Source organism: Pseudomonas sp. TH31 (genome assembly GCF_016650815.1).
Lineage (GTDB): Bacteria > Pseudomonadota > Gammaproteobacteria > Pseudomonadales > Pseudomonadaceae > Aquipseudomonas.
On the sequence record NZ_JAEKEZ010000033.1, the window covers coordinates 228,138 to 253,180 of the forward strand.

Below are 25,043 nucleotides of genomic sequence, written 5' to 3' on the forward strand. Positions count from 1 at the left end.
ACCGATCAATCCCGATAAAACACCTGCACCAGGTGATACCCGAACTTGCTCTTGATCGGCCCATGCACCACCCGCAGCGGTTTTTTGAAGATCACCGCGTCAATCACCCCAACCATCTGTCCCGGCCGCACTTCGCCCAAATCGCCGCCGCGCTTGCCGGACGGGCAGGTGGAGTACTTTTTGGCCAGCACATCGAAGGCTTCGCCCTTGGCGATGCGTTGTTTGAGCTGCTCGGCTTCTTCCGAGGTTTTCACCAGAATATGGCGGGCTTGAGCTTTCATGAGGCAGGTACCTTGCAACGGTGATGACAGCGGGGCGCGGGATTATGCCTCAACTCACTCCGGTTGGCCGATCATCGTGCGAATCTTGTTGGCCAGCAGATCGATGGAAAACGGTTTGGCGACCATGTCCATGCCTTCCTCCAGGAAACCCTGGCGTTCGGCGGCTTTCTCCGCGTAACCGGTCATAAACAACACTTTGAGGTTCGGGCGATATTGACGGGCGATTTCCGCCAGTTGCCGGCCATTCATCCCCGGCAGGCCGACGTCGGTCACCAACAGGTCCACTCGCAAGTCGGACTCGAGCAAGGGCAGGGCAGCCCTGGCGTCTTCGGCTTCATGGGCGTGATAGCCCAGCTCATTGAGCAAGTCGAGTACCAGCATGCGCACCGCCGGATCGTCTTCCACCAGCACGACCGTTTCACCGGCAATCGCCGAGGGTGCGTCGCCAGTCACCGGCAGTAGCGTGTCTTGCGGCGCACCGAGGTGCAGCCGTGGCAAATACAGGCGCACGCAGGTCCCTTGGCCCGGCAGGCTGTCGAGGCTGACATGCCCGCCCGACTGCTGGGCAAAGCCGTAGATCATCGACAACCCCAGGCCCGTGCCCTGGCCGATGGGTTTGGTGGTGAAGAATGGATCGAACGCCTTGGCCAGCACTGACGACGTCATGCCGGTGCCGTTGTCGCTGACGGCAATCATCATATAGTCCCCGGCCTTGACGGCTTCGAGCAGCGTGCTGTCGCTGCCGTCGAGGTAGACGTTGGCCGTTTCGATCAGCAACCGGCCGCCATCGGGCATCGCGTCCCTGGCGTTGATCACCAGGTTGAGCAGGGCGTTTTCCAGTTGGCTGACGTCAGTACTGACCGACCATACATCGTCGGCCAGTTGCAGCTTGAGCTCGATATGATCGCCCTTGGTGCGGCTGAGCAGGTCTTCGAGCGAATGAATCAACTCATTGGCGTTCAGCGGTTTGCGGTCCAGCGACTGACGGCGGGAGAACGCCAGCAGGCGGTGCGTCAGGGCCGCTGCCCGGTTGGCGGAGGATACCGCCGCTTCGGTGAAACGGCCGATCTCGGCGGTGCGCCCATCGGCTATGTAGCGCTGCATCAGGTCGAGACTGCCGATAATTCCGGTGAGCATGTTGTTGAAGTCGTGGGCAATACCGCCGGTGAGCTGACCCACCGCTTCCATCTTTTGGGCATGGCGCAACGCATCTTCGGCCCGCTCGCGCTCGAACATCTCGTTTTGCAGGCGTTGATTGGCCTCGGCCAATTGTTGCGTACGGGCGATCACGCGCTCTTCGAGGGTTTCATTGAGGTTGCGCAGGGCTTCTTCGGTTTCTTTACGCTCGGTTTCATCGATCACGAAGATATAGAAACCGTTGACCGCGCCGTCTGGGCCGTGTCGTGGCAAGTAATTCATCAGGGCATTGCGGATACTGCCGTCCCGGTGCGGGGTGTCGATACTGAACGAGCAGGGCCGGCCTGCCAGCGCCTCGGCAACGTAGTGGGCGCGCATGGAATAGTTCTCGTCACCGAGCACTTCATGGATGGTTTTGCCAAACAGCTCCTGAGGCGTCAGGCCATACCAGTCGAGGTACGCGGCGTTGTTCAGGCGGAAGCGTTCCTCGCGGTCGACGTAGCTGATCAGGATCGGCATGGCGTTGATGATCAACTGCAGCTCGGTCTGGCTCTGGCGCAAGGCTTGTTCGGTGTGTTTGCGTTCAGTCAGGTCGAGGGCTGCGCCGAGAAAGCGCATCGGCCGACCGTGGTGGTCTTTGTAGCAACGACCCGGGCAAACACCCAGCGCAACTGGCCGTCGGGTTGCAGCAAGCGATATTCCTCGGCGTACTCGGTGCCGTGGGTGATGCAATGCTTGATGCTGCGGGCAATCATCGCCCGGTCTTGCGGGTGGACGCCTTGCAGGTAATCGCTGATCGGCAACCGGGTGGCCATGGCCGGGTCGACACCGTGCAGTTGCGCGAAGTGGGCGTCGGCGATGAAGCGGTCTTCGCCTATGTCCCAGTCCCAGGTGCCGACCGCATCGGTCGCGGCCAGGGCCAGTTGCAGACGCTGTTCGGTTTCGTGCTGGGCCTTGAGGCTGGCGGCGGAGCGTTGTTCGAGTTCGAGGGCAATGCGCCGCCGTTCGTTGGTTTCGATGGCGGTCACCAGAATCCCGGCCACTTGAGCGCTTTCATCGCGGATCGGACTGTAGGTCAAGTCCAGCCAGAAGTCGGAGTCACGCCCGTCGCGCTGCAAGGTAAAGCGTTGTTCGCTGTAGGTCCGCACCTGGCCTTGCAGGACGGCGCTGTAGATCGGGTCGGTAAAGTCTTTTAATTCTGGCCAAGTCTGGTGCGCCGGCTGTCCGAAAGCATGAGGATGCTTGTTGCCCGCCAGCAGGGCGAAGCCGTCGTTGTAGATCTGCGTGAGCTGCGGGCCCCACAGCAAGAGCATGGGCATGGGCGAGTGAATCACGATGTCCACCGCGGTTCGCAAGCTCTGCGGCCAGGTACTGGCGGCGCCCAAAGGGCTGCGGCGCCAGTCCAGTCGGGCCATCAGGGCCTGGGCATCGCTGCCGGTCGGTGATGCGTTCATCAAGATGTCCTGCACGTAAGTCGGTGTGGCTGCGTCTACTATCCTTGCTAGGCGGTAGACGCTGGATGGCCCGATGCGTCACTGTCTCGGGTCACATCTGTTCATTGAATGCTTCGCGGGTGTTTTTTGCCATGGAAATCGATGTGCTGTTGCGGCAACTGGCGAGCCAGGAGGGCTCCGATCTTTACCTGTCCACCGGCGCGCCACCCAGTGCTCGGTTCGACGGTGTGCTCAAATCCTTGTCTGATCAACGGTTCAAGCCGGGGAAATCGCCGCCATCGCCGCGTCCATCATGGACGCCGAACAGCGATTGGAGTTCGAGCGAGAACTGGAAATGAACCTGGCCATCTCCCTGGCCGGGGTCGGACGTTTCCGGGTCAACATCTTCAAGCAACGCAATGACGTATCGATCGTTGCGCGCAACATCAAACTCGACATCCCGCGCTTCGAAGACCTCAACCTGCCGCCCGTGCTGCTCGACACCGTGATGCTCAAGCAAGGACTAATGCTGTTCGTCGGCGCGACCGACTCGGGCAAGTCCACGTCCCTGGCGGCTTTGATCGATTACCGCAACCGCCACAGCAGCGGCCATATCATCACCATTGAAGACCCGGTGGAATATATCCATCGCCACAAGAAATCGATCATCAACCAGCGGGAAGTCGGCGTCGATACCCGCAGTTTTCATACGGCATTGAAAAATACCCTGCGCCAGGCACCTGATGTGGTGCTGATCGGCGAAATTCGCGACCGCGAAACCATGGAGCATGCCCTGACGTTTGCCGATACTGGCCATCTGGTGATCTCCACGTTGCATGCCCACAACGCCAACCAGGCGCTGGACCGCATTATCAATTTCTTCCCGCAGGAGCGCCGGGAGCAACTGCTGCATGACCTGGCCAACAACCTCAAGGCCTTCGTTTCCCAGCGGCTGGTGCGCACTCGCGATGGTCAACGCCGGGCGGCGGTGGAAGTGATGCTGGGGACGCCGACCATTGCCGACTTGATCCGGCGCAATGAGTTTGATGAGCTCAAGGGGATCATGGAAAAGTCGGTGGAACTGGGGATGCAGACGTTTGACGGGGCGCTTTACGCGTTGGTTGTGGAGGGTGCGATTAGCGAAGACGAAGCATTGAAACATGCGGATTCGCTGAACAACTTGCGGCTGCGATTGAAGTTGCATGCCGATGCATTACCGGGCCCACAGCCACCGTCCGGCGAATGGGGCCTCCTGGACTGACACCGTTCCCCATCTGCATGGGGACCCATGGCCTGACACAAATCCCAATGGAGCTGCCGCAGGCTGCGATCTTTTGATTTTGTTTTTGATTTTAAGAAGCAAGATCAAAAGATCGCAGCCTGCGGCAGCTCCTACGGGGGGATTGTGTTTCAGTCATTGAGTTCGTGGCGGTTTCGGAAATGCTCGAGGGCTTCGGGATTGGCCAAGGCATCGGTGTTTTTCACTGGTTGCCCATGCACCACATTCCTTACCGCCAACTCCACCACCTTGCCGCTGATGGTGCGCGGAATGTCCGTCACCGCCAGGATCTTCGCCGGCACATGCCGAGGCGTGGTGTTGGCGCGGATCACCTGGCGAATCTGCTGCTGCAGTGATTCATCAAGAACGATGCCGTCCTTCAACCGCACGAACAGCACCACCCGCACGTCATCCTGCCACTGCTGACCGATGGCCACGCTGTCCAGCACCTGCGGCACTTTTTCCACCTGCCGGTAGATTTCCGCCGTGCCAATGCGCACGCCGCCAGGGTTGAGCACGGCGTCGGAACGCCCGTGAATCATCATTGCACCGTGTGGCAATTGCTCGGCGTAGTCGCCTTGAGCCCAGACGCCGGGGAACTGGCTGAAATACGAGGCGCGGAGTTTTTCGCCAGTCGGGTCGTTCCATAAGCCGATGGGCATCGCCGGAAAGTGCCGCGTGCACACCAACTCACCTTTTTCGCCGATCACCGCTTGGCCTGCATCGTTCCAGACCTCGACCGCCATGCCGAGGCTCTTGCCCATCATCTCGCTGCGCCGCACCACAGACATCGGATTGCCATTGACGAAGCACGAGACGATATCGGTGCCGCCGGACATCGAGGCCAGGCACACGTCCGGTTTGAAGTCGCGATAGACGAAATCGTAACTCTGCGGTGACAACGCCGAACCGGTGCAGAGCATGGTTTTCAGGCTGCTCAAGCCGTGGCTCAGTCGAGGTTTCAGGGCGCTGCCTTCCAGGGTCGCAAGGAACTTGGGACTGGTGCCGAAGACGTTGATGCGCTCGTCGTCGATCAGGTCGACCAAACGTTCAGGGCCTGGATGAAACGGTGAGCCGTCGTACAACACGATGGCGCTGCCGACCGCCAGGGCCGAGACCAGCCAGTTCCACATCATCCAGCCGCAGGTGGTGTAGTAGAACCATGCGGCTGCCGGGGCCGAGATCGCAATGCAAGCCGTGTTCCTTGAGGTGTTGCAGCAACACGCCACCGGTGCTGTGGATGATGCACTTCGGCACGCCAGTGGTGCCGCTGGAATAGAGGATGTACAGCGGATGGGCGAACGGCACGGCAATGAAATCCGGTTCACCGCCGGCTTCGTAAAAGTCTTCCCAAAGCGTCACGTTGGCTCGGCTGCGGAAGTCTTCGATGTGCGCCTGTGGCAGTGCGTAAGGCACGACGATCAACTGCTGCAAGGTTGGCAGCCGTTCGAGGATTTCGTTGACCTTGGCGCGCTGGTCGATCTCTTTGCCGGCATAGCGATAACCGGCGCAGGTGAGCAGTACCTTCGGCTCGATCTGGCCGAAACGGTCGATCACCCCTTGGGTGCCGAAGTCCGGCGAAGAACAGGACCAGATCGCCCCGAGGCTGGTGGTGGCGAGCATCGCGACCAGGGTTTGCCAGGTGTTGGGCATGCACGCTGCGACCCGGTCGCCCTGGCCGACACCGGCGGCTTTCAAACTGTTCTGGAAACCGGCGACATGGCTGGCCAGTTCGGCCCAGGTCAGTTGTTCGCGCTGACCGTTTTCCGCCACGGCGACCACCGCCACGGCGTCGTCACGACGCCGCAGCAAGTGTTCGGCGAAGTTCAGTGTTGCGCCGGGGAACCATTCGGCGCTGGGCATGCGCGGGCCTTCACGCAGCACCGCGTCGGGTTGTGCGTGAAAACGGATATCGAAGACATCGACGATGGCCTGCCAGAACGCCTCCCGCTGATCGATGGACCATTGGTGCAGGGCAGGGTAGTCGTCGATCTTGAGGTGATGTCGCTGATTGATGAAGCGCCGAAAGGCCTCCATGCGGGTCTTGCCGATGCGCTCGGCGCTGGGTTGCCAGAGGATGTCGGACATGGTTTGCCTCTTCTTGTTGGCGAGTGCTGCGCACTCGATCGCGGGCAAGCCTTGCTCCTACAGGTTCGGTGCGCTCTTGTAGAAGCAAGGCTTGCCCGCGATGAACGATAACGCGGTCTAGTGGCGGGTTACTGCGCCAACCACCCACCATCAATATTCCACGCTGCACCGCGCACCTGGCTGCCGGCCTCGCTGCACAAAAACAGCACCAGTTCACCCAGTTGCGGCGGCGTCACGAACTCAAGGGAAGGCTGCTTCTCGGCCAGCAAATCGTGTTGCGCCTGCTGCGGGTCGATCCCGGTGGCGGCGCGATCGTCGATCTGTTTCTGTACCAGCGGCGTCAGCACCCAGCCCGGGCAGATAGCGTTGCAGGTCACTTGGGTCGTCGCGGTTTCCAGGCCAACGACCTTGGTCAACCCGATCACCCCGTGCTTGGCCGCCACGTAGGCGGCTTTGCCCACCGAACCAACCTGGCCGTGAACCGAGGCGATGTTGATGATCCGTCCCCAATTCCTGGCGCGCATGCGCGGCAGGCACAGGCGCGTGCTGTGGAATACCGACGACAGGTTGATCGCGATGATCGAATCCCAGCGCTCTACGGGAAAGTCTTCCACCGCCGCCACGTGCTGGATGCCGGCGTTGTTCACCAGGATGTCGATGCCCCCGAACTCATGCTCGGCGTAGGCAATCATCTCGGCGATTTGCTCGGGGTTGCTCACATCGGCCGGGTGATGGCCAACCTTGCCGCCAAACTGTTGCACTTGGGCAATCACCTTGGACGCATCGCCGAATCCGTTGAGGACCACGTTGGCCCCAGCCTTGGCCAGGCTGAGGGCGATGCCCAGGCCGATGCCGCTGGTGGAGCCGGTGACTAATGCGGTTTTGCCTGTAAGAGTCGTCATGAATGCCTCACACAATGCCAGTGGCGTAGAAAGTACCGATGACCACGAAAACCGCCAGGGTCTTGATGATCGTAATACAGAAAATGTCTTTGTAGGCTTCGCGGTGCGTCAGGCCGGTCACTGCCAGCAAGGTAATCACCGCGCCGTTGTGCGGCAGGGTGTCCATGCCGCCACTCGCCATCGCGGCGACCCGGTGGAGCACTTCCAGCGGAATGTTGGCCGCGTGGGCCGCGCTGATAAATTGCTCCGACATCGCCGCCAAGGCGATGCTCATGCCGCCCGATGCGGATCCGGTGATGCCGGCCAGCAAGGTCACGGTAATGGCTTCGTTGACCAGCGGATTGGGGATGCTTTTCAGCCAGTCGGCCAGTACCAGGAAGCCCGGCAGCGAGGCGATCACCGCACCAAAGCCGTATTCCGAAGCGGTGTTCATCGCCGCCAGCAATGCGCCGCTGACCGCACTTTTACTGCCTTCGGCCAACTTGCTGCGAATCGCCTGGAAGCCGAACGCCAGCACCATGATGATGCCGATCAACAACGCGGCTTGAACGGCCCAGATCGCGGTGAGCTTAGCGATCTCGGTGGTCACCGGCGTAGCCATGCCCGGCAGCGCGAGTGTATGGGTCTTGCCGTACCACAGCGGAATCCAGTGGGTGAACAGCAGGTTCATGACGCCGACCATCAACAGCGGCGACAGCGCGATCCACGGGTTCGGCAGCTTGATATCTGCAGCAGTTTCCGGCTCGTTACGCAGTTCGGTGCCGTAGCCTTCGCCAGCCCGCAGGGCTTTGTTGCGTTGGCGCTGGAGGAACAGCATGCCGGTGCAGAACACGAAAATCGTCCCGATCAACCCCAGCCACGGCGCGGCCCAGGCAGTGGTGTTGAAGAAGGTGCTGGGGATGATGTTCTGGATTTGCGGAGTGCCGGGCAGGGCGTCCATGGTGAAGGAAAACGCGCCGAGGGCGATGGTCGCCGGGATCAGCCGTTTGGGGATGTCGCTCTGGCGGAACATCTCGGCTGCAAACGGATAAACCGCGAACACCACCACAAACAGCGACACGCCACCGTAAGTCAGCAGGGCGCAGACCAACACGATCACCAGCATCGCCTGGCGGGTACCGAGCAAGCGAATGGCCGCCGCGACGATTGAGCGCGAGAAACCCGACAGCTCAATCAACTTGCCGAACACCGCACCGAGCAGGAACACCGGGAAATACAGTTTGATGAAGCCGACCATTTTCTCCATGAACACCCCGGTGAACGTGGGGGCGACGGCGGAAGGATCGGTGAGCAGGACAGCGCCGAGGGCGGCAATCGGGGCAAAGAGGATAACGCTGTAGCCACGGTAAGCAGCCAGCATCAGCAGCGCAAGGGCTGCCAAGGCAATGATCACACTCATGGGTGTGTCTCCTGGAATTGTTATTTTTGTAGGGTGAATCTTTTGTGGGAGAGGGCTTTAGCGGGAATCGTGCCAGATTATTAACTTATTGAAATATAAGGATATTGTTGTTTTTTAAAACGAGTTTGCTAATTTTTGTCTCTATTTTGAGATTTTTGCTGATCTGGCGGACGCCTTCGCGGGCAAGCCTCGCTCCCACGGGTTCGTGTTGTTCGCGAGTGATCGCAAACCTGTAGGAGCGAGGCTTGCCCGCGAAGAGGTCCTGTCTACTAATAGAGATATGTATCTCTTTATGGAGACTCGGCAATCCCCAACGCCACCATCTTCTTGTACAAGGTCGACCGCCCAAGCCCCAGTCGCGCCGCCGCTTCAATCACCTTCCCCCCGCATTGCACAAGGGTGGTCTCGATCAACTGCCGATCAAACCGCTCCCGAGCCTCACTGAACGTCTCCTGGCCATCCGCCTCGATCACCGGGCTCGTCCCACGCTCAACCGGCGTGAAAGTGCCAATCGCCGCCCGGATATCGGCTTTGTTCAACATCAAGTCATCGCTGAGCAACGCTGCGCGTTCCAGCACATTGCGCAACTCGCGAATGTTCCCCGGCCAGGCGTGTTGACCCAGCAACTCCTGCGCCTCGCGGTTCAGCTCATGCTGACTGCGCAGTTCTTCAAGGATCGCTTCGCTCAAGGCCGGAATATCGTCGAGCCGGTCACGCAACGGCGGAACCTGGATCGGCAGCACGTTGAGGCGGTAGTACAAATCTGCACGAAATTCGCCGCGTTTGATCGCCGCTTCCAGATTCGTGGAGGTGGCGGCAATTACCCGCACATCGCTCTGGATCACTTCATTTGAACCCACCGGCTCGAATTCTTTTTCCTGCAACACCCTCAGCAACTTGCTTTGCAGGGGCAAAGGCATGTCGCCGATCTCGTCGAGAAACAACGTGCCACCCTGAGCGATCTGCAGCTTGCCGACCCGGCCTTTGCGGTCCGCGCCGGTAAACGCGCCGGGTGCGGTGCCGAAGAACTCCGCTTCCAGTAATGATTCGGGAATCGCCGCGCTATTAATGCTGACAAACGCCTTGTGTGCCCGTGGCGAAGCGCCGTGGATCGCCTGGGCCAGCAGCTCTTTGCCGGTGCCGGTTTCACCGAGCAGCAACACCGGTGATTCGGCGCTGGCACTGCGCCGCGCCCGACGTTTGACTTCCAGGCTGGCGGCGCTGGTACCAATGAAATGCGCGAAGTTGTACTTGGTCTGCCGCGCGCGCAGCAGGGAGCGGGTCGAGGCCAGTTCTTCCTGCATGCTCAGGTAGCGCTTGAGCATTGGCGACAGGCTGCGCAATTCGTCGAACAACGCGAAGCCGATGGCGCCGATCACCGCGCCGGCATCGTCATGAATCGGTAGGCGCATCACCACCAGCGGTTCTTTGGGGGTGTCCTGCATGTCCAGCAGGATCGGCCGGCCAGTGCGCACCACCTCGCGCAGCAGGCTGCCGGGGATCACGCTTTCACAGGGCTTGCCGATTGCGACTTCTGCCGATTCCAGGCCAAAGCGCCGGGCGTAGCGTTCGTTCATCCAGACGATATTGGCGTCGCGATCAACAATCACCGTGCCTTCGCTCGATTGCTCGATGATTTCGAACAACGAACGGATCGCCAGCATACGCACGCGCTGGTAGTCCTTGAGGCTTTCGGTGGTGTTCATGTTTGTCGTGTCCAGAAGTTGTGTTATCTGTGCGGGCGTCTTCGCGAGCAGGCTCGCTCCCACATTTGAAATGCATTCCAATGTGGGAGCGAGCCTGCTCGCGAAGGCCGCGCATCGGTTTCAAGGCTTAGCCTGGATGCGCCGCCGCCAACAGCTCTTTGGTATACGGATGCTGCGGCGAATCGAACACATCGTGGCTGGCGCCGCTTTCCACCACTTTGCCATCCTTGATCACGATCATGTCGTGGGCCAGCGCTCGCACCACCGCCAGATCATGGCTGATAAACAGGTACGTCAGGCCATGCTTTTGCTGGAGGTCGCGGAGTAGGGCGACCACTTGTTTTTGCACGGTGCGGTCCAGTGCCGAGGTCGGTTCATCCAGCAGGATCAGCGCCGGCTTGAGCACCAGTGCCCGGGCGATGGCGATGCGCTGCCGTTGGCCGCCGGAGAATTCGTGGGGATAGCGGTGGCGGCTTTGCGGGTCGAGGCCGACTTCTTCCAGCGCCCGAATCACTTCGGCTTTGCATTCCTCGGTGCTCAGTTGGCTATGCACCTCCAGCCCTTCGCTAATGATCTGCGCCACGGACATCCGGGGGCTCAAGCTGCCGAAGGGGTCCTGGAACACCACCTGCATCTTCTTGCGCCACGGCCGCAGTTGCTTTTGCGTGAGACCGTCCAGTGCCTGGCCTTGAAAACGAATGCTGCCTTCGGAGTCGAGCAAGCGCAGGATCGCCTGACCGAGGGTGGACTTGCCGGAACCCGACTCGCCAACGATGCCCAGGGTCTTGCCACGTTGGACATTCAGGCTGATGCCATCCACCGCGTGTAAATAGGTCTTGCGTTGGAACAGCCCGCCGCCAATGGCGAACCGTACTTGCAGGTTGTCGACCTCCAGCACCTTCTCGCGCTCGTCCCGGGGCAAGGCTTCGCCTTCAGGCTCAGCGTTCAGCAGCACGCAGCTATAAGGGTGCTTCGGTTCGGTGAACAGCGTTTCGCAAGAGGCCTGTTCGACGATTTCCCCGGCCTTCATCACGCACACGCGCTGGGCGATGCTGCGCACCAGATTGAGGTCATGACTGATCAGCAGCAGCGACATGCCGAGCCGTTGTTGCAAGGACTTGAGCAACAGCAGGATCTTGCGCTGTACCGTCACATCCAGCGCCGTGGTCGGCTCGTCGGCGATCAGCAGTTCTGGTTCACAGGCCAGGGCCATGGCGATCATCACCCGTTGCCGTTGGCCGCCGGACAGTTGATGGGGGTAGGCCTTGAGCCGCTCCTTGGGTTTCTGGATGCCGACCAGTTCCAGCAGTTCAAGAATTCGCGCTTGCGCCACTTTGCCGGCCAGGCCTTTGTGCACCAGCAAGGTTTCGCCGATCTGCTTTTCGATGCTGTGCAGCGGGTTCAGGGAGGTCATCGGTTCCTGAAAGATCATCGCGATCCGGTTGCCGCGTAACTGACGCAAGACCTTGGCATCGGAACCGACCAGTTCCTGGCTGCGATAACGAATGCTGCCCGTGGTTTCGGTGCCCAGTTTGGGCAGCAGTTGCAGGATCGAATGGGCCGTCACCGATTTGCCCGAGCCCGACTCGCCCACCAGTGCCAGACACTCGCCGGGGCGGATGTCCAGGCACAGGTTGCGCACCACGGTCTGGCCACTGAAGGCCACGTTGAGATCACGGATTTCGATCAGGTTGTCATTCATATCAATCGCCCGGCTCATAGTCGTGGATCAGGATCTTGGGTCGAAGGCATCACGCAATGCCTCGCCGATGAACACCAGTAAAGACAGAATCAGCGCCAGGGTGAAAAATGCCGTCAGGCCCAGCCATGGCGCTTGCAGGTTCTGCTTGCCCTGGCCGATCAGTTCGCCCAATGAAGCGCTGCCTGCGGGCATGCCGAAGCCGAGAAAGTCCAGGGCCGTCAGGGTTGAAATCGCGCCGGTGAGGATGAACGGCAAGTAGCTCAGCGTTGCGTTCATGGCGTTTGGCAATATGTGCCGCACGATCACTTTGCGGTCGCTCAAGCCCAGGGCCCGGGCGGCTTTGACATATTCCAGGTTACGTCCGCGCAGAAACTCGGCGCGCACCACGTCCACCAGGGCCAGCCAGGAAAACAGCGCCATGATCCCCAGCAGCCACCAGAAATTCGGCTCGACGAACCCCGACAGAATGATCAGAAGATAAAGCACCGGCAGCCCGGACCAGACTTCCAGCAAGCGCTGGCCCAGCAAATCGACCCAGCCGCCGTAATAGCCTTGCAGCGCGCCGGCGGCAATGCCGATCAACGCACTGACAAACGTCAGTATCAAGGCAAACAGAATGGACACCCGAGCGCCAAAAATCACTCGGGCCAACACGTCTCGCGCCTGGTCGTCGGTGCCCAGCCAGTTGACCTTCGTCGGCGGGCTCGGCGCGGGTTTGTTCAGGTCGTAGTTAGGCGTGTCGTCGCTGAACGGGATTGGCGGGAACAGCAGCCAGCCGCCGTCCTTGCGGATCAGCTTCTGTACGTAATCGCTGCGGTAGTCGGCCTGGAACGGCAGTTGCCCGCCGAACTCCTGCTCGGTGTAGCGCTTGAATGCGGGGAAGTACAACGAGTCCTGGTAACTGACGATCAGCGGCTTGTCGTTGGCGATCAACTCGCCACCGAGGGTCAGCAGGAACAACCCGATAAACAGCCACAGCGACCACCAGCCACGGCGGTTTTTCTTGAACCGTTCAAAACGGCGCCGGCCCAGCGGCGAGAGCTTGAACATCAGGCGTTCCTCGCGGCGAAGTCGATGCGCGGGTCGACCAGGGTGTAGCAGAGGTCGCCGACCAGTTTTATCAAGAGACCGAACAGGGTGAAGATGAACAACGAACCAAACACCACCGGATAATCCCGCGATACAGCGGCTTCATAGCTCATGCGGCCGAGTCCATCGAGGGAGAAAATAACTTCGATCAGCAACGAGCCGGCGAAGAACACGCTGATAAACGCCTGGGGAATCCCGGACACCACCAGCAACATCGCGTTGCGAAACACATGGCCGTACAGCACCCGGCGTTCGCTCAAGCCTTTGGCTCGGGCGGTGACCACGTATTGGCGGGTGATTTCGTTGAGGAAGGAGTTTTTGGTCAGGATGGTCAGGGTGGCGAACCCGCCAATCACCAGCGCCGTAACCGGTAATACCAGGTGCCAGAAGTAATCGGCGATTTTGCCCACGCTCGACAGCGACTCGAAGTTGTCCGAGACCAGACCGCGCACCGGGAACCAGTTCAGCGATGTGCCACCGGCAAACACCACGATCAGGAACATGGCGAACAGGAACGCCGGCATGGCGTAGCCGATGATGATTGCGGTGCTGCTCCAGATATCGAAATGGCTGCCGTGGTGCACGGCCTTGCGAATCCCCAGCGGAATCGACACCAGGTAAGTGATCAGCGTGGCCCAGAGGCCGAGGGAAATGGTCACCGGCATTTTTTCCAGGATCAGGTCGGTAACCGTGGCGCCGCGGAAGAAGCTCTTGCCAAAGTCCAGTCGCGCGTAGCTTTTAAGCATCAGCCACAGGCGTTCCGGTGCCGGTTTGTCGAAACCGTATTGTTTTTCGATCTCTTTGATCAGTTGCGGATCGAGGCCTCGGCTGGCGCGGGAACTGCCGTGCAGGGTCTCGCCTGCGCCTGCGCCGATGCTGGCGCCGCCGATGCCTTGCAAGTGCGCGATCGCCTGTTCCACCGGGCCACCGGGGGCGGCCTGGACGATGACGAAGTTGACCAGGAGAATGATGACCAGCGTCGGAATAATCAGCAGCAGGCGCCGCAGTATGTAAGCCCACATCAGCGTGGCCCTCCGGATTTGCCGCGTTTGATCAGTTCGGCGGTCATCTGTTGGTTGGTGAGGGGGGAGGTGCTCACTTCCCACCAGCTCTCGATGGCTTCGTCGTTGCTGGCTTGCACGCTGGGAATGCCGAAGCGATTCCACCACACGGTCGAACTGCCGGGCGGGTAATAGTTGGGAATCCAGTAGTAGTTCCATTGCAGTACCCGGTCCAGGGCATGGGCGTAGCGCAGCATGTCGGCCTGGGTGGTGGCGCGGACCAGGCCGCTGACCAGCGTATCGACCGCCGGGTTCTTCAGCACCATGTAGTTGTTGGCGCCGGGATCGTTGGCCGCGGACGAACCGAAGTAGTTGACCAGTTCGCTACCGGGGAGGTGGTCACCGGGTAACCGGTGATGACCATGTCGTAGTCTCTGGACATCAGGCGGTTGACGTACTGGGACGAGTCGATGCGCCGAATGTTGAGGTCGATGCCGATCTGTTTCAGCGTGCGCTTGTACGGCAACAGCAGTCGGTCGATGCCGTTCTGGCTGGTGAGGAAGGTAAAGCTCAGTGGCTCGCCCTGGGCATTCACCAGTTGATCGCCGTCGGGTTTCCAGCCGGCCTGTTCAAGCAGGGCCAGGGCCTGCAATTGTTTGTCGCGGATATTGCCGCTGCCGTCAGTCTTCGGTGCTTCGAAGACCTGGGTGAAGACTTCGTCGGGAATCTGCCCGCGCAACGGTTCGAGGATCGCCAGTTCAGCAGCATCCGGAAGCTTGCGCGCTGCGAGGTCGGTATTGGAAAAGAAGCTCTGCTGGCGGATGTACAGGTCGCGCATCATCTGCCGGTTGCTCCACTCGAAATCCCAGAGCATGGCCAGGGCCTGGCGGACACGGCGGTCCTGGAACATCGGGTTTTGCAGGTTGAACACGAAGCCTTGGGCGGTTTGCGGTGCTTCGGTGGCCAAGTGAGCCTTTTGCAGGCGACCGTCGCTCAGGGCCGGGCTTTCGTAGCCGATGGAGTAACCGGTGGCGGAGAACTCGCGGTTGTAGTCGTAGGCGCCGCCGCGCAGTACCTGGCGGGCGACGTCGGTATCGCCGAAGTACTCGAGGCTGAAATGATCGAAGTTGTATAAGCCGCGGCTGACCGGCAGGTCCTTGCCCCACCAGTCGGCGTTGCGTTCAAACGTGATGCTGCGTCCGGCATCGACTTTGCTCACTCGATACGGGCCGCTGCCCAGAGGTGGCTCGTAACCACCGCCGCTGGCGAAGTCGCGGGTTTTCCACCAGTGCTCGGGAAACACCGGCAATGTCGCGATGTCCAGGGGAAGGGTACGGTTTTCGTTGCTCTTGAAGTCGAACCGAACGGTTGATGGCGACTCGACTTCGACGCCTTTGACGTCGGCGAACTGGGTGCGATAGCGCAGGCTGCCCTGGGTCATCAGCAGGTCGAAGGTGTAGCGCACGTCCTCGGCGGTGATTGGCGTGCCGTCGGCGAAACGGGCCTTGGGGTTCAGGTAGAAACGCAGGGACAGCCCGTCCTCGGCACGCTCCATCTTCTGTGCCACCAGGCCATACACGGTATAGGGTTCATCGAGCGAGCGCTGAGCCAGGGGTGAATAGAGCAGGCCGTCAATCTGGGTCACGCCGATACCCTTGTCGATGTAGGGCAGGACATGGTCGAAATGGCCGATTTCAATGGCCGAGCGCCGCATTGTTCCACCCTTGGGGGCTTGCGGGTTGGTGTAGGTGAAATGACTGAAACCCGCGGGATATTTCGCCGGCTCGCCATACACGGTCAACGCGTGTTGCGGTGCTGCATTCACACCGGCGGCACCCAATAGCAGTGCCACGGCAGTGAATATCAAAGTGGGGAAAACCAGTCGCATTGTCAGCCTTAGAGCCGGGTAATCGATAACTACAATTTGTACGCTAGCGGCGCGTCACTCGCCAGCCGAATCATCTTGCCAAAACACAACGGCCCACCAAAAGGCGGGCCGTTGTGCAGATAACGCAGGCGACAGATCAGTCCTGGCGGCTGGTCACTTCCAGCAGGTGATAACCAAACTGGGTTTTGACCGGGCCTTGCACCACGTTGATCGGTGCGCTGAAGACCACGGTGTCGAATTCCTTGACCATCTGGCCCGGGCCGAACGAACCCAGGTCACCGCCCTGACGGCTGGACGGGCAAGTGGAGTTGGCCTTGGCAACGTCGGCGAAATCAGCGCCGCCTTCGATCTGGGCTTTGAGTTCGTTGCACTTGGCTTCGCTGGCAACAAGGATGTGACGGGCAGTGGCTTTGGCCATGGGGAAATTCTCCATTCAATGTTCAGTAAAGTGCTGAGCCTACCGGATTCAGTGGCCTATTTCTTCTCAAAGTTCCATCGCAGGCGGGCGAGCGATAAAGGATGGTCTTCGATCCGTTAAGCCAAACGCAATCTGCTACAAAGAGCGTGTGTCACCTGAGATCTTCTTAACTGATCGGCATCAGGGCTTAAAGGCCGGCATTTCTCAAGCTCTCGGCGTGCAGCGCGCGGAAAAACTCCGCCCAGTCTTCGCTTGAAGACTGGAGTAAGCCGTTGGTCATGCTGGCCGTTGTGTACGGTGCCGTGTCCGAAGCCGGTCGGCCGCCTGGCGCAACAATTGGTCCGTGGCTGCCCAGCCGAGGCAGCCATCCGTTACCGATACTCCGTACTGCAAAGACGAACTCAACGCTTGGCAGCCTTCGAACAGATGACTTTCAATCATCATGCCGATCAGGGAATGATCACCGTGCAGGCGCTGTTCGAGCACGTCGTTGAACACTGCAGGCTGGCGTAACGGGTCTTTGCCGCTGTTGGCGTGACTGCAATCAACCATGATTCGTGTCGGGATCTTCAGTTTGCTCAGGTCGTGGTTGATCCGCGCGACGCTGTCACGGTCGTAGTTAGGTCCGCGATGCCCGCCGCGCAATACCAGGTGGGTATCCGGATTACCTGGGGTTTGAATGATTGCAGGATGCCCCTGGCTATCGACCCCGAAATGCCGATGGGGGTGAGCTGCCGAGCGCATCGCGTCGCTGGCGACCGTGACACCGCCATCGGTGCCGTTCTTGAAGCCCACTGGCATGTTCAGGCCACTGGCCATTTCCCGGTGGATCTGCGACTCGGTGGTACGTGCACCAATGGCGACCCAACTGAGCAAATCGTCGAAGTAGCCGGCGGCCATCGGTTGCAACAGTTCGGTGGCAATTGGCAAACCGAGGCAGAGCATTTCGCACATCAACTCGCGAGACAGGGTCAGACCACCGGCCATGTCATCGCTGCCATCAAGGCGCGGATCGTAGGCCAGGCCTTTCCAGCCAACCGTGGTGCGAGGCTTTTCGACGTAGGCACGCATCACCAGAAGCATTTCATCACTGACATCGGTGGCCAGGCGCGCAAGGTTAGCGGCGTATTCGAGTGCGGACTGCGGGTCGTGAATGGAGCAGGGGCCGACGATGACCAGCAGACGGGAGTCTTCACCGTTGAGGATCGCACGGACCGCATTGCGGTGGGCGGCGACTTGCTGGGTCAGGACGTTGCTGAGAGGCAATTGCTGTTTGAGTTGCAATGAGCTGGGCAGACGCAGGGTCAGCGCTTCATTGGCAGGGCTCAGGGTGGACAGTGGCAGAGCAGAGACGGACGAGTTCATATTCAGGCTTCCTGGGCTGGCAGCGGGTTCGTTCCCGCGTGCTCGGCCCTACTGGGGTGTTCGACAATTGGCCGGATTGGCTGCGTGTGTGTGCTTGCCACCTGTGGGTGACCGATCGGAGGCGGCAGGCTGTCCCGAGCGGAGGCTGGTAAATCGCCAGGCGGTAAAACTGTCGTAACGGTAATAAGTGGCATCGTTCATTTTCTAAATCCTCAGGTGTCTGGTGTGTCGCTAAAAATGTGCAGGGGCTGAAAAAACAAAACCCCCGGTCGGGAAGCCGACCGGGGGTTGAGAATTCTCTGGTGGCGACCCGTTTAAAGTGGGCGCCGTGTGGGTATCAGGCGCGCCAGTGGCTAAACCAATACCCAAAATAAAAGCTTGCCGGGGCACAAACGTCATTCGCCCGGGCAGCCGCCATCGAGCGCAGGGCGCTGACGGTACGAAGCTGTGAGAGGGCGTTGAACATGGTCTGTCTCCGATGAATGCACTGAGCTTACTAGAGGGCGGCAGGCGGATTCAATCAGAAAATACTATCGGGCACCGACAGTGTTTTCTATCGCTTCCGTGCCTGGAGGGTTGTGACACACTCTGCGTTTGGCCAACACGATGATCTTTGCGGAGCGTTGCATGGTTTTCGAACGACGTCCGGCGACGTCCCGGGATCTGGATTTCGCCCGAGACCTGACCTGTCAGAACATGTTGCACTATTACATTCAGCACGACCTTCTGTGGCTGGATGAGGCTTTTGATGTCGCCTGGGCCGGCCGGGAAAACTGGCTGATTATGCAGGGCGACGTTGCGGTGGGGTTTTTCAGCCTGAGTCGTGATGCCAAGGCCCTGTACATCCGCGAACTGCACATGGCTGAAGCCTTTCGGGGCAGGGCGCAGGTTCCTGGGCGATCGATCAGGTATGGGCCATGACCTGCGCGGAACGTAGGCCTGCCTTGCGCCTGACTGTTTTTAAAAATAATCCGGCGCAGGCGCTGTATCAGCGAAAGGGCTTGGAGGTGGTCGGCGAGGACGGGTATTTCCTGAGAATGCAGCGCGAAGTCGATGCCCCTCGTCGCTGAAACGCACAGACGGCAAGCTTTCAAAGATGAATTGAAACTTTTTATATGTCGCTTGCCGCTAGGTCTGCCAGTCGCTTTTTGCTAAGGTGTTCGGCAACTCAATACGACCATATCGCGAGGTGTCTGCTTGATTAGGGTGCTAGTAGTCGATGACCATGATCTCGTTCGTACAGGCATTACACGAATGCTGGCTGACATCGATGGCCTGCAAGTAGTCGGCCAGGCCGAGTCAGGGGAGGAATCCCTGGTCAAGGCGCGTGAGTTGAAACCCGATGTGGTTCTGATGGACGTCAAGATGCCCGGGATCGGCGGTCTTGAAGCCACGCGAAAATTGCTGCGCAGTCATCCCGACATCAAAGTTGTCGCGGTCACTGTGTGTGAAGAAGATCCGTTTCCTACACGGTTGCTGCAGGCCGGTGCGGCGGGTTATCTGACCAAGGGCGCAGGATTGCCGGAAATGGTCCAGGCTATTCGGCTGGTGTTTGCCGGGCAACGTTACATCAGCCCGCAAATCGCCCAGCAATTGGCGATCAAATCGTTCCAGCCGACCAACGATTCGCCTTTCGATGCCTTGTCAGAGCGTGAGATCCAGATCGCGTTGATGATTGTCGGCTGTCAGAAGGTTCAGATCATTTCCGACAAACTTTGCCTCTCGCCGAAAACCGTGAATACTTACCGTTACCGCATTTTCGAGAAGCTTTCGATCAGCAGCGACGTCGAACTGACGCTATTGGCGGTTCGTCACGGCATGGTTGATGCCAATCTCTGAAAATGACTGAAGTCTTCGATCCGAGTGCCTTCCTGTCGACCGTGAGCGGACGCCCCGGCGTCTATCGCATGTTCGACAGCGATGCACGCCTGCTTTACGTCGGCAAGGCCAAGAATCTCAAGAAGCGCCTGGCAAGTTATTTTCGAAAAGCCGGTCTTGCGCCCAAGACCGCCGCGCTGGTGGGCCGTATCGCCCAGATCGAAACCACGATCACGGCCAATGAGACCGAAGCCTTGTTGCTTGAGCAGACGCTGATCAAGGAATGGCGTCCGCCCTACAACATTCTGCTGCGTGACGACAAATCCTATCCTTACGTCTTTCTCTCGGATGGCCAGTTTCCGCGCTTGAGCATCCACCGCGGTGCAAAAAAGGCCAAGGGCAAGTATTTTGGCCCTTATCCAAGCGCGGGTGCCATTCGAGAAAGTCTGAGTTTGCTGCAAAAAACCTTTTTCGTTCGCCAGTGCGAAGACAGCTATTACAAGAACCGTACGCGGCCTTGCCTGCAATACCAGATCAAGCGCTGCAAGGCCCCGTGTGTCGGGCTGGTGGAGCCGCAGGTGTATGCCGAAGACGTACGGCACTCGGTGATGTTCCTTGAGGGGCGCAGCAACGCGCTGACGGACGAGCTGTCTGCCGGGATGGAGGAGGCTGCGATCAACCTCGAGTTTGAGCGCGCGGCTGAATTGCGAGACCAGATTTCATTGCTGCGCCGGGTTCAGGACCAGCAGAGCATGGAGGGCGGAACCGGCGATATCGATGTGATCGCCGCGTTCGTCAATCCGGGGGGCGCCTGTGTTCACTTGATCAGCGTGCGTGGCGGCCGGGTGCTGGGCAGCAAGAATTTCTTCCCGCAAGTCGGGATTGAAGAAGACGTATCCGAAGTCATGGCGGCATTTTTGGGCCAGTACTTCATCACCAGTCCCGAGCGGGATTTGCCGAGCGAACTGATCGTCAACGTGGTTCACGATGATTTTCCGGTCCTGATCGCCGCCATCGACGAACTGCGCGGTCGCGAATTGTCCATCAGCCACCGGGTACGCGGTACGCGAGCGCGCTGGCAGCAACTGGCGGTCACCAATGCCGAGCAAGCCTTAAGCGCGCGACTGGCCAATCGTCAGCATGTCGCCGCGCGTTTCGATGCTCTGGCGCAAGTACTGAACCTGGAGGAGCCACCACAGCGCCTTGAGTGTTATGACATCAGCCACTCCAGCGGTGAAGCCACTGTGGCATCCTGCGTGGTGTTCGGCCCGGAAGGCCCGATCAAGTCTGACTACCGCCGGTATAACATCGAGGGTGTGACACCAGGCGACGACTACGCTGCAATGCACCAGGCCCTGACCCGACGCTTCAGCAAACTGAAGGACGGCGAGGGCAAGTTGCCGGACATCCTGTTGGTGGACGGGGGCAAAGGTCAGCTGTCCATGGCCCGGGACGTACTCAATGAACTGGCAGTGCCTGATCTGATTCTGCTGGGCGTGGCCAAGGGCGCGACGCGCAAGGCCGGTTTCGAAACCTTGTACCTGAATGACGCTGCACATGAATTCACGCTGCGCGGTGATTCCCCCGCACTGCATTTGATCCAGCAGATTCGCGATGAGGCCCACCGTTTCGCCATTACCGGGCATCGGGCACGACGGGGTAAAACCCGTCGTACCTCAACGCTTGAAGGCGTTGCGGGCGTCGGGCCGACACGTCGGCGCGATTTGTTGAAACATTTTGGTGGATTGCAGGAGCTGTCTCGTGCCAGCATCGAAGAGATCGCCAAAGCACCCGGGATCAGTAAAAAGCTCGCTGAGTCGATTTATGCAAATCTGCACAGCGAGTAGAATGCCAACTCACCTCGTAGCCAGTTGTGCCGATGAATATCCCTAATCTGATTACCGTTCTACGCGTCCTGCTCATTCCGATCTTCATTTTACTGTTCTACCTGCCGTACCAGTGGAGCTATCTGGCTTCCAGTTCGGTCTTCGCATTCGCCGCAGCCACTGACTGGCTCGACGGATACCTGGCCCGTCGTCTGGAACAGAGCACGCCGTTCGGGGCCTTCCTCGATCCGGTGGCTGACAAATTGATGGTCGCCGTTGCGCTGGTATTGCTGGTGCAAGAACACGGCAACCTGTGGCTCACACTGCCGGCAGCGGTCATTATCGGTCGCGAGATTGTCGTCTCGGCGTTGCGAGAGTGGATGGCCGAACTCGGCGCCCGTGCTCACGTCGCCGTGTCGAACCTGGGCAAATGGAAAACCGCCGCGCAAATGCTGGCGCTGGTGATCCTACTGGCCAATCCATCGGACTTCAGCTTCTGGGTCCTGGTGGGTTACGCCTTGTTGCTGGTATCGGCAGGCCTGACATTGTGGTCAATGGTCCAGTATCTGCGGGCTGCCTGGCCGCATCTGAAGACCGACGTTGAAAAGAAATAAAACTTTTTTGAATCAAGGGGTTGACGGGGCTTCTGGATTCTATAGAATGCGCCACACCAAGACGCGGGAATAGCTCAGTTGGTAGAGCACGACCTTGCCAAGGTCGGGGTCGCGAGTTCGAGTCTCGTTTCCCGCTCCAAATATAGAAAAACGCCACTCAATGAGTGGCGTTTTTTTTTGCGCGTTATTTTATTGCCAGCATTGGAAAAAGAGGCTTCGGTCTCATTTGCAAATGCCCAAAAGGGTGTTGCAGGCGGGACGTCGGGGCCGTCTTGATCAGTATGGGCCTTCAGCTTTCAGCTTAGCCAGGGCCTGTTTGATGTGCCCGGAGTTCTCACCGATCATGTGAAGCGCGCCGCAGACATTGTCGCCAGTATCCGTCGTGCCTTGGCGCTCCACCATCAAGGTGAACGCCATCAAGGCCGCCTCTAAGGCGAGCTGGTTTTGGTACAGTCGCTCAAGGACATCAGGTAGCGAATATTCAGTGGGCATCGTTTCGACTCCGATCGAGTAACCGAGAGCGTAGCAGCGGGGGAGGGAAGACAGCCAAAGGCCCAAGGGCGGTGGATAGACGATTCAGCCAATCTGTAGCATCGACCGGTTGAATCCACACCTTAAAGCGGATACGTATGGGAAGGCGGCTGCACTCAGCACTGAAGTACTATCAGATAATGCTGCCTGACTATTTTAAAAAGAAGTTTGACGGTAACTGAACGGCGTTTCAGCCTCAGAGGCTATGTACCAGACTATCGAGCACTTCGGCGGTTGTGTCATCCAACGTAAATTCTGCTGATACGGTCACTCTAAGCTGCCGTGCTAAGCGGTATTCGCTGGGCGTGCAGTTAACGAACTGTTTGAAGGCGCGAGCGAAATAGGAGGGGTCCTTGAAGCCGGCCTCATAGCCGATGCTGGTAATAGGCATCTGGCTATTGTCGAGCAGTTGCTTGGCGAAGCTCATGCGTTTGTTCAGGATGTAGTCCGTAAAGCCAAGTCCATTGGCTTCCTTGAACAGGCGACTGAACCGAAATGTTGTCATGCCGCAGCGTTTCGCCAGGTCCCTCTGATCGATGCTATCCCGAAAGTGCCGGTCGATGTGCAGCATGACATTGCTGAGCGCTTGGTGTTTTTGGTGTCCCGAGGTCAACCGGATACTGTCCGGCAGGGTCGGAGAGTGATCGATCAGCGATGTCGTGCCTTGGTTATGGGCATTTCGGCGCAGCTCGCAGAGCTGTATCACTGCCGTCAGGTAGCGCTTCCTTTCGATGGTTGTGAGCGGGAGCATCATGTATTCCCAAACGCCTGAGCGCATGGCCCAGATAGCCAGTTCTTCTGAGTGCTGCAAGGTGAACATGGTGATCGGGATGGTGGGTGAGGTGCGTTTGATCTCCAGTAGTAGCCGCAAGCCCGGCGTATCGGGGCGATCGAAATGGATGCAGATCATGTCTGCCTGTTCCCCTCTGGGCAGTACAGAGTTTTTCGCCAGTCTGCAGACGCAGGTGCTCTCGAACTGCGCGATGAGTTCGCTCGTGGATCGATCGTGAGTCAGATCGAACCATAATAGCGATGGCTTTATGATCAAGTTCGACGTCATGTCTCTACTCGCGGTTTTTTATGCCTCTCTTCGCTGAGTAGTATTGTCAACGTGCCATCAATTTGCAGACTAAATCCTGATAATAAAGAGTTGATTTAGTTCTATACGCTCTAAATTTCGCCTGAAAACCACCGTTGGACGACTGTTTACTCGCGTGTTTTCGATGCAGTCGGCACCAACCGTTTATAGCTTGTCAATCAACGACAATTGCACTTGCAAGTCTTTTCCTTTTTCACCCCCCTGTTACTTCTGCAAAGCCAGCTTCCTGGTTGGCTGCGCCCGCAAAAAAGTCCTAGCGATGCGCAAAATCCTCCTAACGCCCATGCCTGCCTCCTGACTAGGGTGACATCAGGCAGTGCAGAACGTGCTGCCTCATAAAAAAGACATTCGAATGAGGTGGGCAAAATGATCATGCAAACAATCAAGGCTTCGGTGGTGAAGTTCCTCAAAGACGAAGATGGTCTGACCATCGTGGAGTACGCGGTGGCGGGCGGGTTGATTACGGTGGCTGTTGCCGCTGCTTTCCTGGCGCTTGGGACGCAGGTGAATACCAAAATTACGGCGCTCTGCGCCGCGGTCAAAGGTTCCGCTTGCTAACGATAATTCCCGCTGGAGGACGCAGCGAAGTCCATAGAACAACCGGTTGCCTCTATCTCTGATAGGGCGTCGGACAACTTTCTAACTGGGCTTCGCGTTGTTCCTGCCAGTTTGCGTTTTGAGCGGCATGGCCGCTGGAGTGAGGTGAGCAAAATGACTCTGCAAACAATCAAGGCTTCGGCACTGAAGTTCATCAAAAACGAAGATGGCCTGACCATTGTGGAATACGCGGTGGCGGGTGGGTTGATTACGGTGGCTGTTGCCGCTGCGTTCCTTCTACTGGGTGGCCAAGTGAATGCCAAAATCACGGCGTTATGCACGGCGGTCAATAGTGGTAACGCTTGCCCATAACCATTAGCCCAAGTCGGGAGACGCGCCATGTCCATGGAATTGCTGGTGTCGACAATTGTGCTGCTAGGACTGCTGGGCGTCGCGGTGGTGAGCGATCTGCTTCACCACCGTATTCCCAACATGCTGATTCTGTCAGGTGTTGTCCTGGGATTGGTCGGTCAGATTTATTCGGGTGGTGTCAGCGGATTGGGTGACAGCCTGTTGGGTATCCTGGTCTGTATGGGGCTTTTTCTGCCCATGTACGCTTTGGGTGGCATGGCTGCCGGTGATGTCAAGTTAATGGCCATGGTTGGCAGTTTTCTACCGTTCCATTACGCGTTGTGGGCTGCACTATTTAGTCTGATAGCCGGTGGAGGGGTTGGTTTTTTGATAGTCCTGGTTCGCGGTCAATTGTTTCAGACCCTGGGGCGCTATTGGCTGATTGTGAGGGCGCAGTCCTATCTGGCGCCCGCTCCAGATGAAGTGGCTGGCAAGCCTTTTCCTTACTCGATTGCAATCTTGATAGGCACTTTAATCAGCGTCTACTGGCAACTTGTTGCCGGTGGGTTGGGAGTTTAG

17 protein-coding genes, 1 tRNA gene and 5 pseudogenes are annotated in these 25,043 nt (G+C 58.8%); 9 read left to right on the forward strand and 14 right to left on the reverse strand.

Annotated features, from left to right (window positions below; translation table 11 throughout):
• Positions 1-5 precede the first annotated feature (5 nt).
• Together JFV26_RS26685 and JFV26_RS26690 are read right to left on the reverse strand one after the other, a co-directional pair.
• Positions 6-281, reverse strand: coding sequence for a peptidylprolyl isomerase (locus JFV26_RS26685; protein WP_007898282.1), 276 nt, complete (start codon positions 279-281; stop codon positions 6-8).
• A 54-nt stretch (positions 282-335) separates the two neighbouring features.
• Positions 336-2,872, reverse strand: a pseudogene (locus JFV26_RS26690) (PAS domain S-box protein).
• A gap of 131 nt (positions 2,873-3,003) precedes the next feature.
• On the opposite strand from JFV26_RS26690, the pseudogene JFV26_RS26695 reads away from it, so the two are divergent.
• Positions 3,004-4,112: pseudogene (locus tag JFV26_RS26695) on the forward strand (PilT/PilU family type 4a pilus ATPase).
• 149 nt (positions 4,113-4,261) lie between these two features.
• On the opposite strand, the pseudogene JFV26_RS26700 reads toward JFV26_RS26695, so the two are convergent.
• From JFV26_RS26700 to JFV26_RS26745, 10 genes and pseudogenes are all read right to left on the reverse strand, one after another.
• A pseudogene (locus JFV26_RS26700) lies at positions 4,262-6,218 on the reverse strand (acetoacetate--CoA ligase).
• A gap of 128 nt (positions 6,219-6,346) precedes the next feature.
• On the reverse strand, positions 6,347-7,120 hold the full coding sequence (locus JFV26_RS26705) for a 3-hydroxybutyrate dehydrogenase (protein WP_201196536.1): 774 nt from the start codon (positions 7,118-7,120) through the stop codon (positions 6,347-6,349).
• A gap of 7 nt (positions 7,121-7,127) precedes the next feature.
• The gene (locus JFV26_RS26710) at positions 7,128-8,519 is read right to left on the reverse strand and encodes a GntP family permease (protein ID WP_201196537.1); all 1,392 of its coding nucleotides are present in this window, start codon (positions 8,517-8,519) and stop codon (positions 7,128-7,130) included.
• Positions 8,520-8,809: 290 nt separating this feature from the next.
• Positions 8,810-10,225 carry a sigma-54 interaction domain-containing protein gene (locus JFV26_RS26715; protein ID WP_201196539.1) on the reverse strand — a complete coding sequence of 472 codons (1,416 nt, stop codon included), beginning with the start codon at positions 10,223-10,225 and terminating at the stop codon, positions 8,810-8,812.
• Positions 10,226-10,352: 127 nt separating this feature from the next.
• Positions 10,353-11,927, reverse strand: a complete 1,575-nt coding sequence (locus JFV26_RS26720) for an ABC transporter ATP-binding protein (RefSeq protein WP_201196541.1) — start codon at positions 11,925-11,927, stop codon at positions 10,353-10,355.
• A 27-nt stretch (positions 11,928-11,954) separates the two neighbouring features.
• Entirely contained in the window at positions 11,955-12,977 is a 1,023-nt protein-coding gene (locus JFV26_RS26725; protein WP_201196543.1) for an ABC transporter permease, read from the reverse strand.
• Positions 12,977-14,038 carry a microcin C ABC transporter permease YejB gene (locus JFV26_RS26730; protein WP_201196545.1) on the reverse strand — a complete coding sequence of 354 codons (1,062 nt, stop codon included), beginning with the start codon at positions 14,036-14,038 and terminating at the stop codon, positions 12,977-12,979. Before JFV26_RS26730 ends, JFV26_RS26725 begins: the two co-directional genes overlap by 1 nt.
• A pseudogene (locus JFV26_RS26735) lies at positions 14,038-15,905 on the reverse strand (extracellular solute-binding protein). Before JFV26_RS26735 ends, JFV26_RS26730 begins: the two are co-directional and overlap by 1 nt.
• 136 nt (positions 15,906-16,041) lie before the next feature.
• Complete coding sequence (locus JFV26_RS26740) at positions 16,042-16,323, reverse strand: peptidylprolyl isomerase (protein WP_093413984.1); 282 nt, start codon at positions 16,321-16,323, stop codon at positions 16,042-16,044.
• A gap of 276 nt (positions 16,324-16,599) precedes the next feature.
• On the reverse strand, positions 16,600-17,688 hold the full coding sequence (locus JFV26_RS26745) for a 3-deoxy-7-phosphoheptulonate synthase (protein WP_201196546.1): 1,089 nt from the start codon (positions 17,686-17,688) through the stop codon (positions 16,600-16,602).
• Between the two features lie 627 nt (positions 17,689-18,315).
• On the opposite strand from JFV26_RS26745, the pseudogene JFV26_RS26750 reads away from it, so the two are divergent.
• The 5 genes and pseudogenes from JFV26_RS26750 to JFV26_RS26770 all read left to right on the forward strand — a co-directional run bounded on the left by JFV26_RS26750 (position 18,316) and on the right by JFV26_RS26770 (position 22,085).
• Positions 18,316-18,758: pseudogene (locus tag JFV26_RS26750) on the forward strand (GNAT family N-acetyltransferase).
• A 127-nt stretch (positions 18,759-18,885) separates the two neighbouring features.
• Positions 18,886-19,527, forward strand: a complete 642-nt coding sequence (gene gacA, locus JFV26_RS26755) for a response regulator transcription factor GacA (protein ID WP_201196548.1) — start codon at positions 18,886-18,888, stop codon at positions 19,525-19,527.
• A 2-nt stretch (positions 19,528-19,529) separates the two neighbouring features.
• Positions 19,530-21,353 carry an excinuclease ABC subunit UvrC gene (gene uvrC / locus JFV26_RS26760; protein ID WP_201196550.1) on the forward strand — a complete coding sequence of 608 codons (1,824 nt, stop codon included), beginning with the start codon at positions 19,530-19,532 and terminating at the stop codon, positions 21,351-21,353.
• A 32-nt stretch (positions 21,354-21,385) separates the two neighbouring features.
• On the forward strand, positions 21,386-21,946 hold the full coding sequence (gene pgsA / locus JFV26_RS26765) for a CDP-diacylglycerol--glycerol-3-phosphate 3-phosphatidyltransferase (RefSeq protein WP_201196552.1): 561 nt from the start codon (positions 21,386-21,388) through the stop codon (positions 21,944-21,946).
• A gap of 63 nt (positions 21,947-22,009) precedes the next feature.
• Positions 22,010-22,085: transfer RNA gene (locus JFV26_RS26770), tRNA-Gly, on the forward strand.
• 137 nt (positions 22,086-22,222) lie between these two features.
• On the opposite strand, the gene JFV26_RS26775 is transcribed toward JFV26_RS26770, so the two are convergent.
• Together JFV26_RS26775 and JFV26_RS26780 are read right to left on the reverse strand one after the other, a co-directional pair.
• Positions 22,223-22,438, reverse strand: a complete 216-nt coding sequence (locus JFV26_RS26775; RefSeq protein ID WP_201196553.1) for a hypothetical protein — start codon at positions 22,436-22,438, stop codon at positions 22,223-22,225.
• Between the two features lie 235 nt (positions 22,439-22,673).
• Positions 22,674-23,537, reverse strand: coding sequence for a response regulator transcription factor (locus JFV26_RS26780; protein WP_201196554.1), 864 nt, complete (start codon positions 23,535-23,537; stop codon positions 22,674-22,676).
• A 405-nt stretch (positions 23,538-23,942) separates the two neighbouring features.
• On the opposite strand from JFV26_RS26780, the gene JFV26_RS26785 reads away from it, so the two are divergent.
• The 3 genes from JFV26_RS26785 to JFV26_RS26795 all read left to right on the forward strand — a co-directional run bounded on the left by JFV26_RS26785 (position 23,943) and on the right by JFV26_RS26795 (position 25,043).
• Positions 23,943-24,134, forward strand: a complete 192-nt coding sequence (locus tag JFV26_RS26785; protein WP_201196555.1) for a Flp family type IVb pilin — start codon at positions 23,943-23,945, stop codon at positions 24,132-24,134.
• A 153-nt stretch (positions 24,135-24,287) separates the two neighbouring features.
• Entirely contained in the window at positions 24,288-24,485 is a 198-nt protein-coding gene (locus JFV26_RS26790) for a Flp family type IVb pilin (RefSeq protein WP_201196556.1), read from the forward strand.
• Between the two features lie 27 nt (positions 24,486-24,512).
• Positions 24,513-25,043 carry an A24 family peptidase gene (locus tag JFV26_RS26795; protein WP_201196557.1) on the forward strand — a complete coding sequence of 177 codons (531 nt, stop codon included), beginning with the start codon at positions 24,513-24,515 and terminating at the stop codon, positions 25,041-25,043.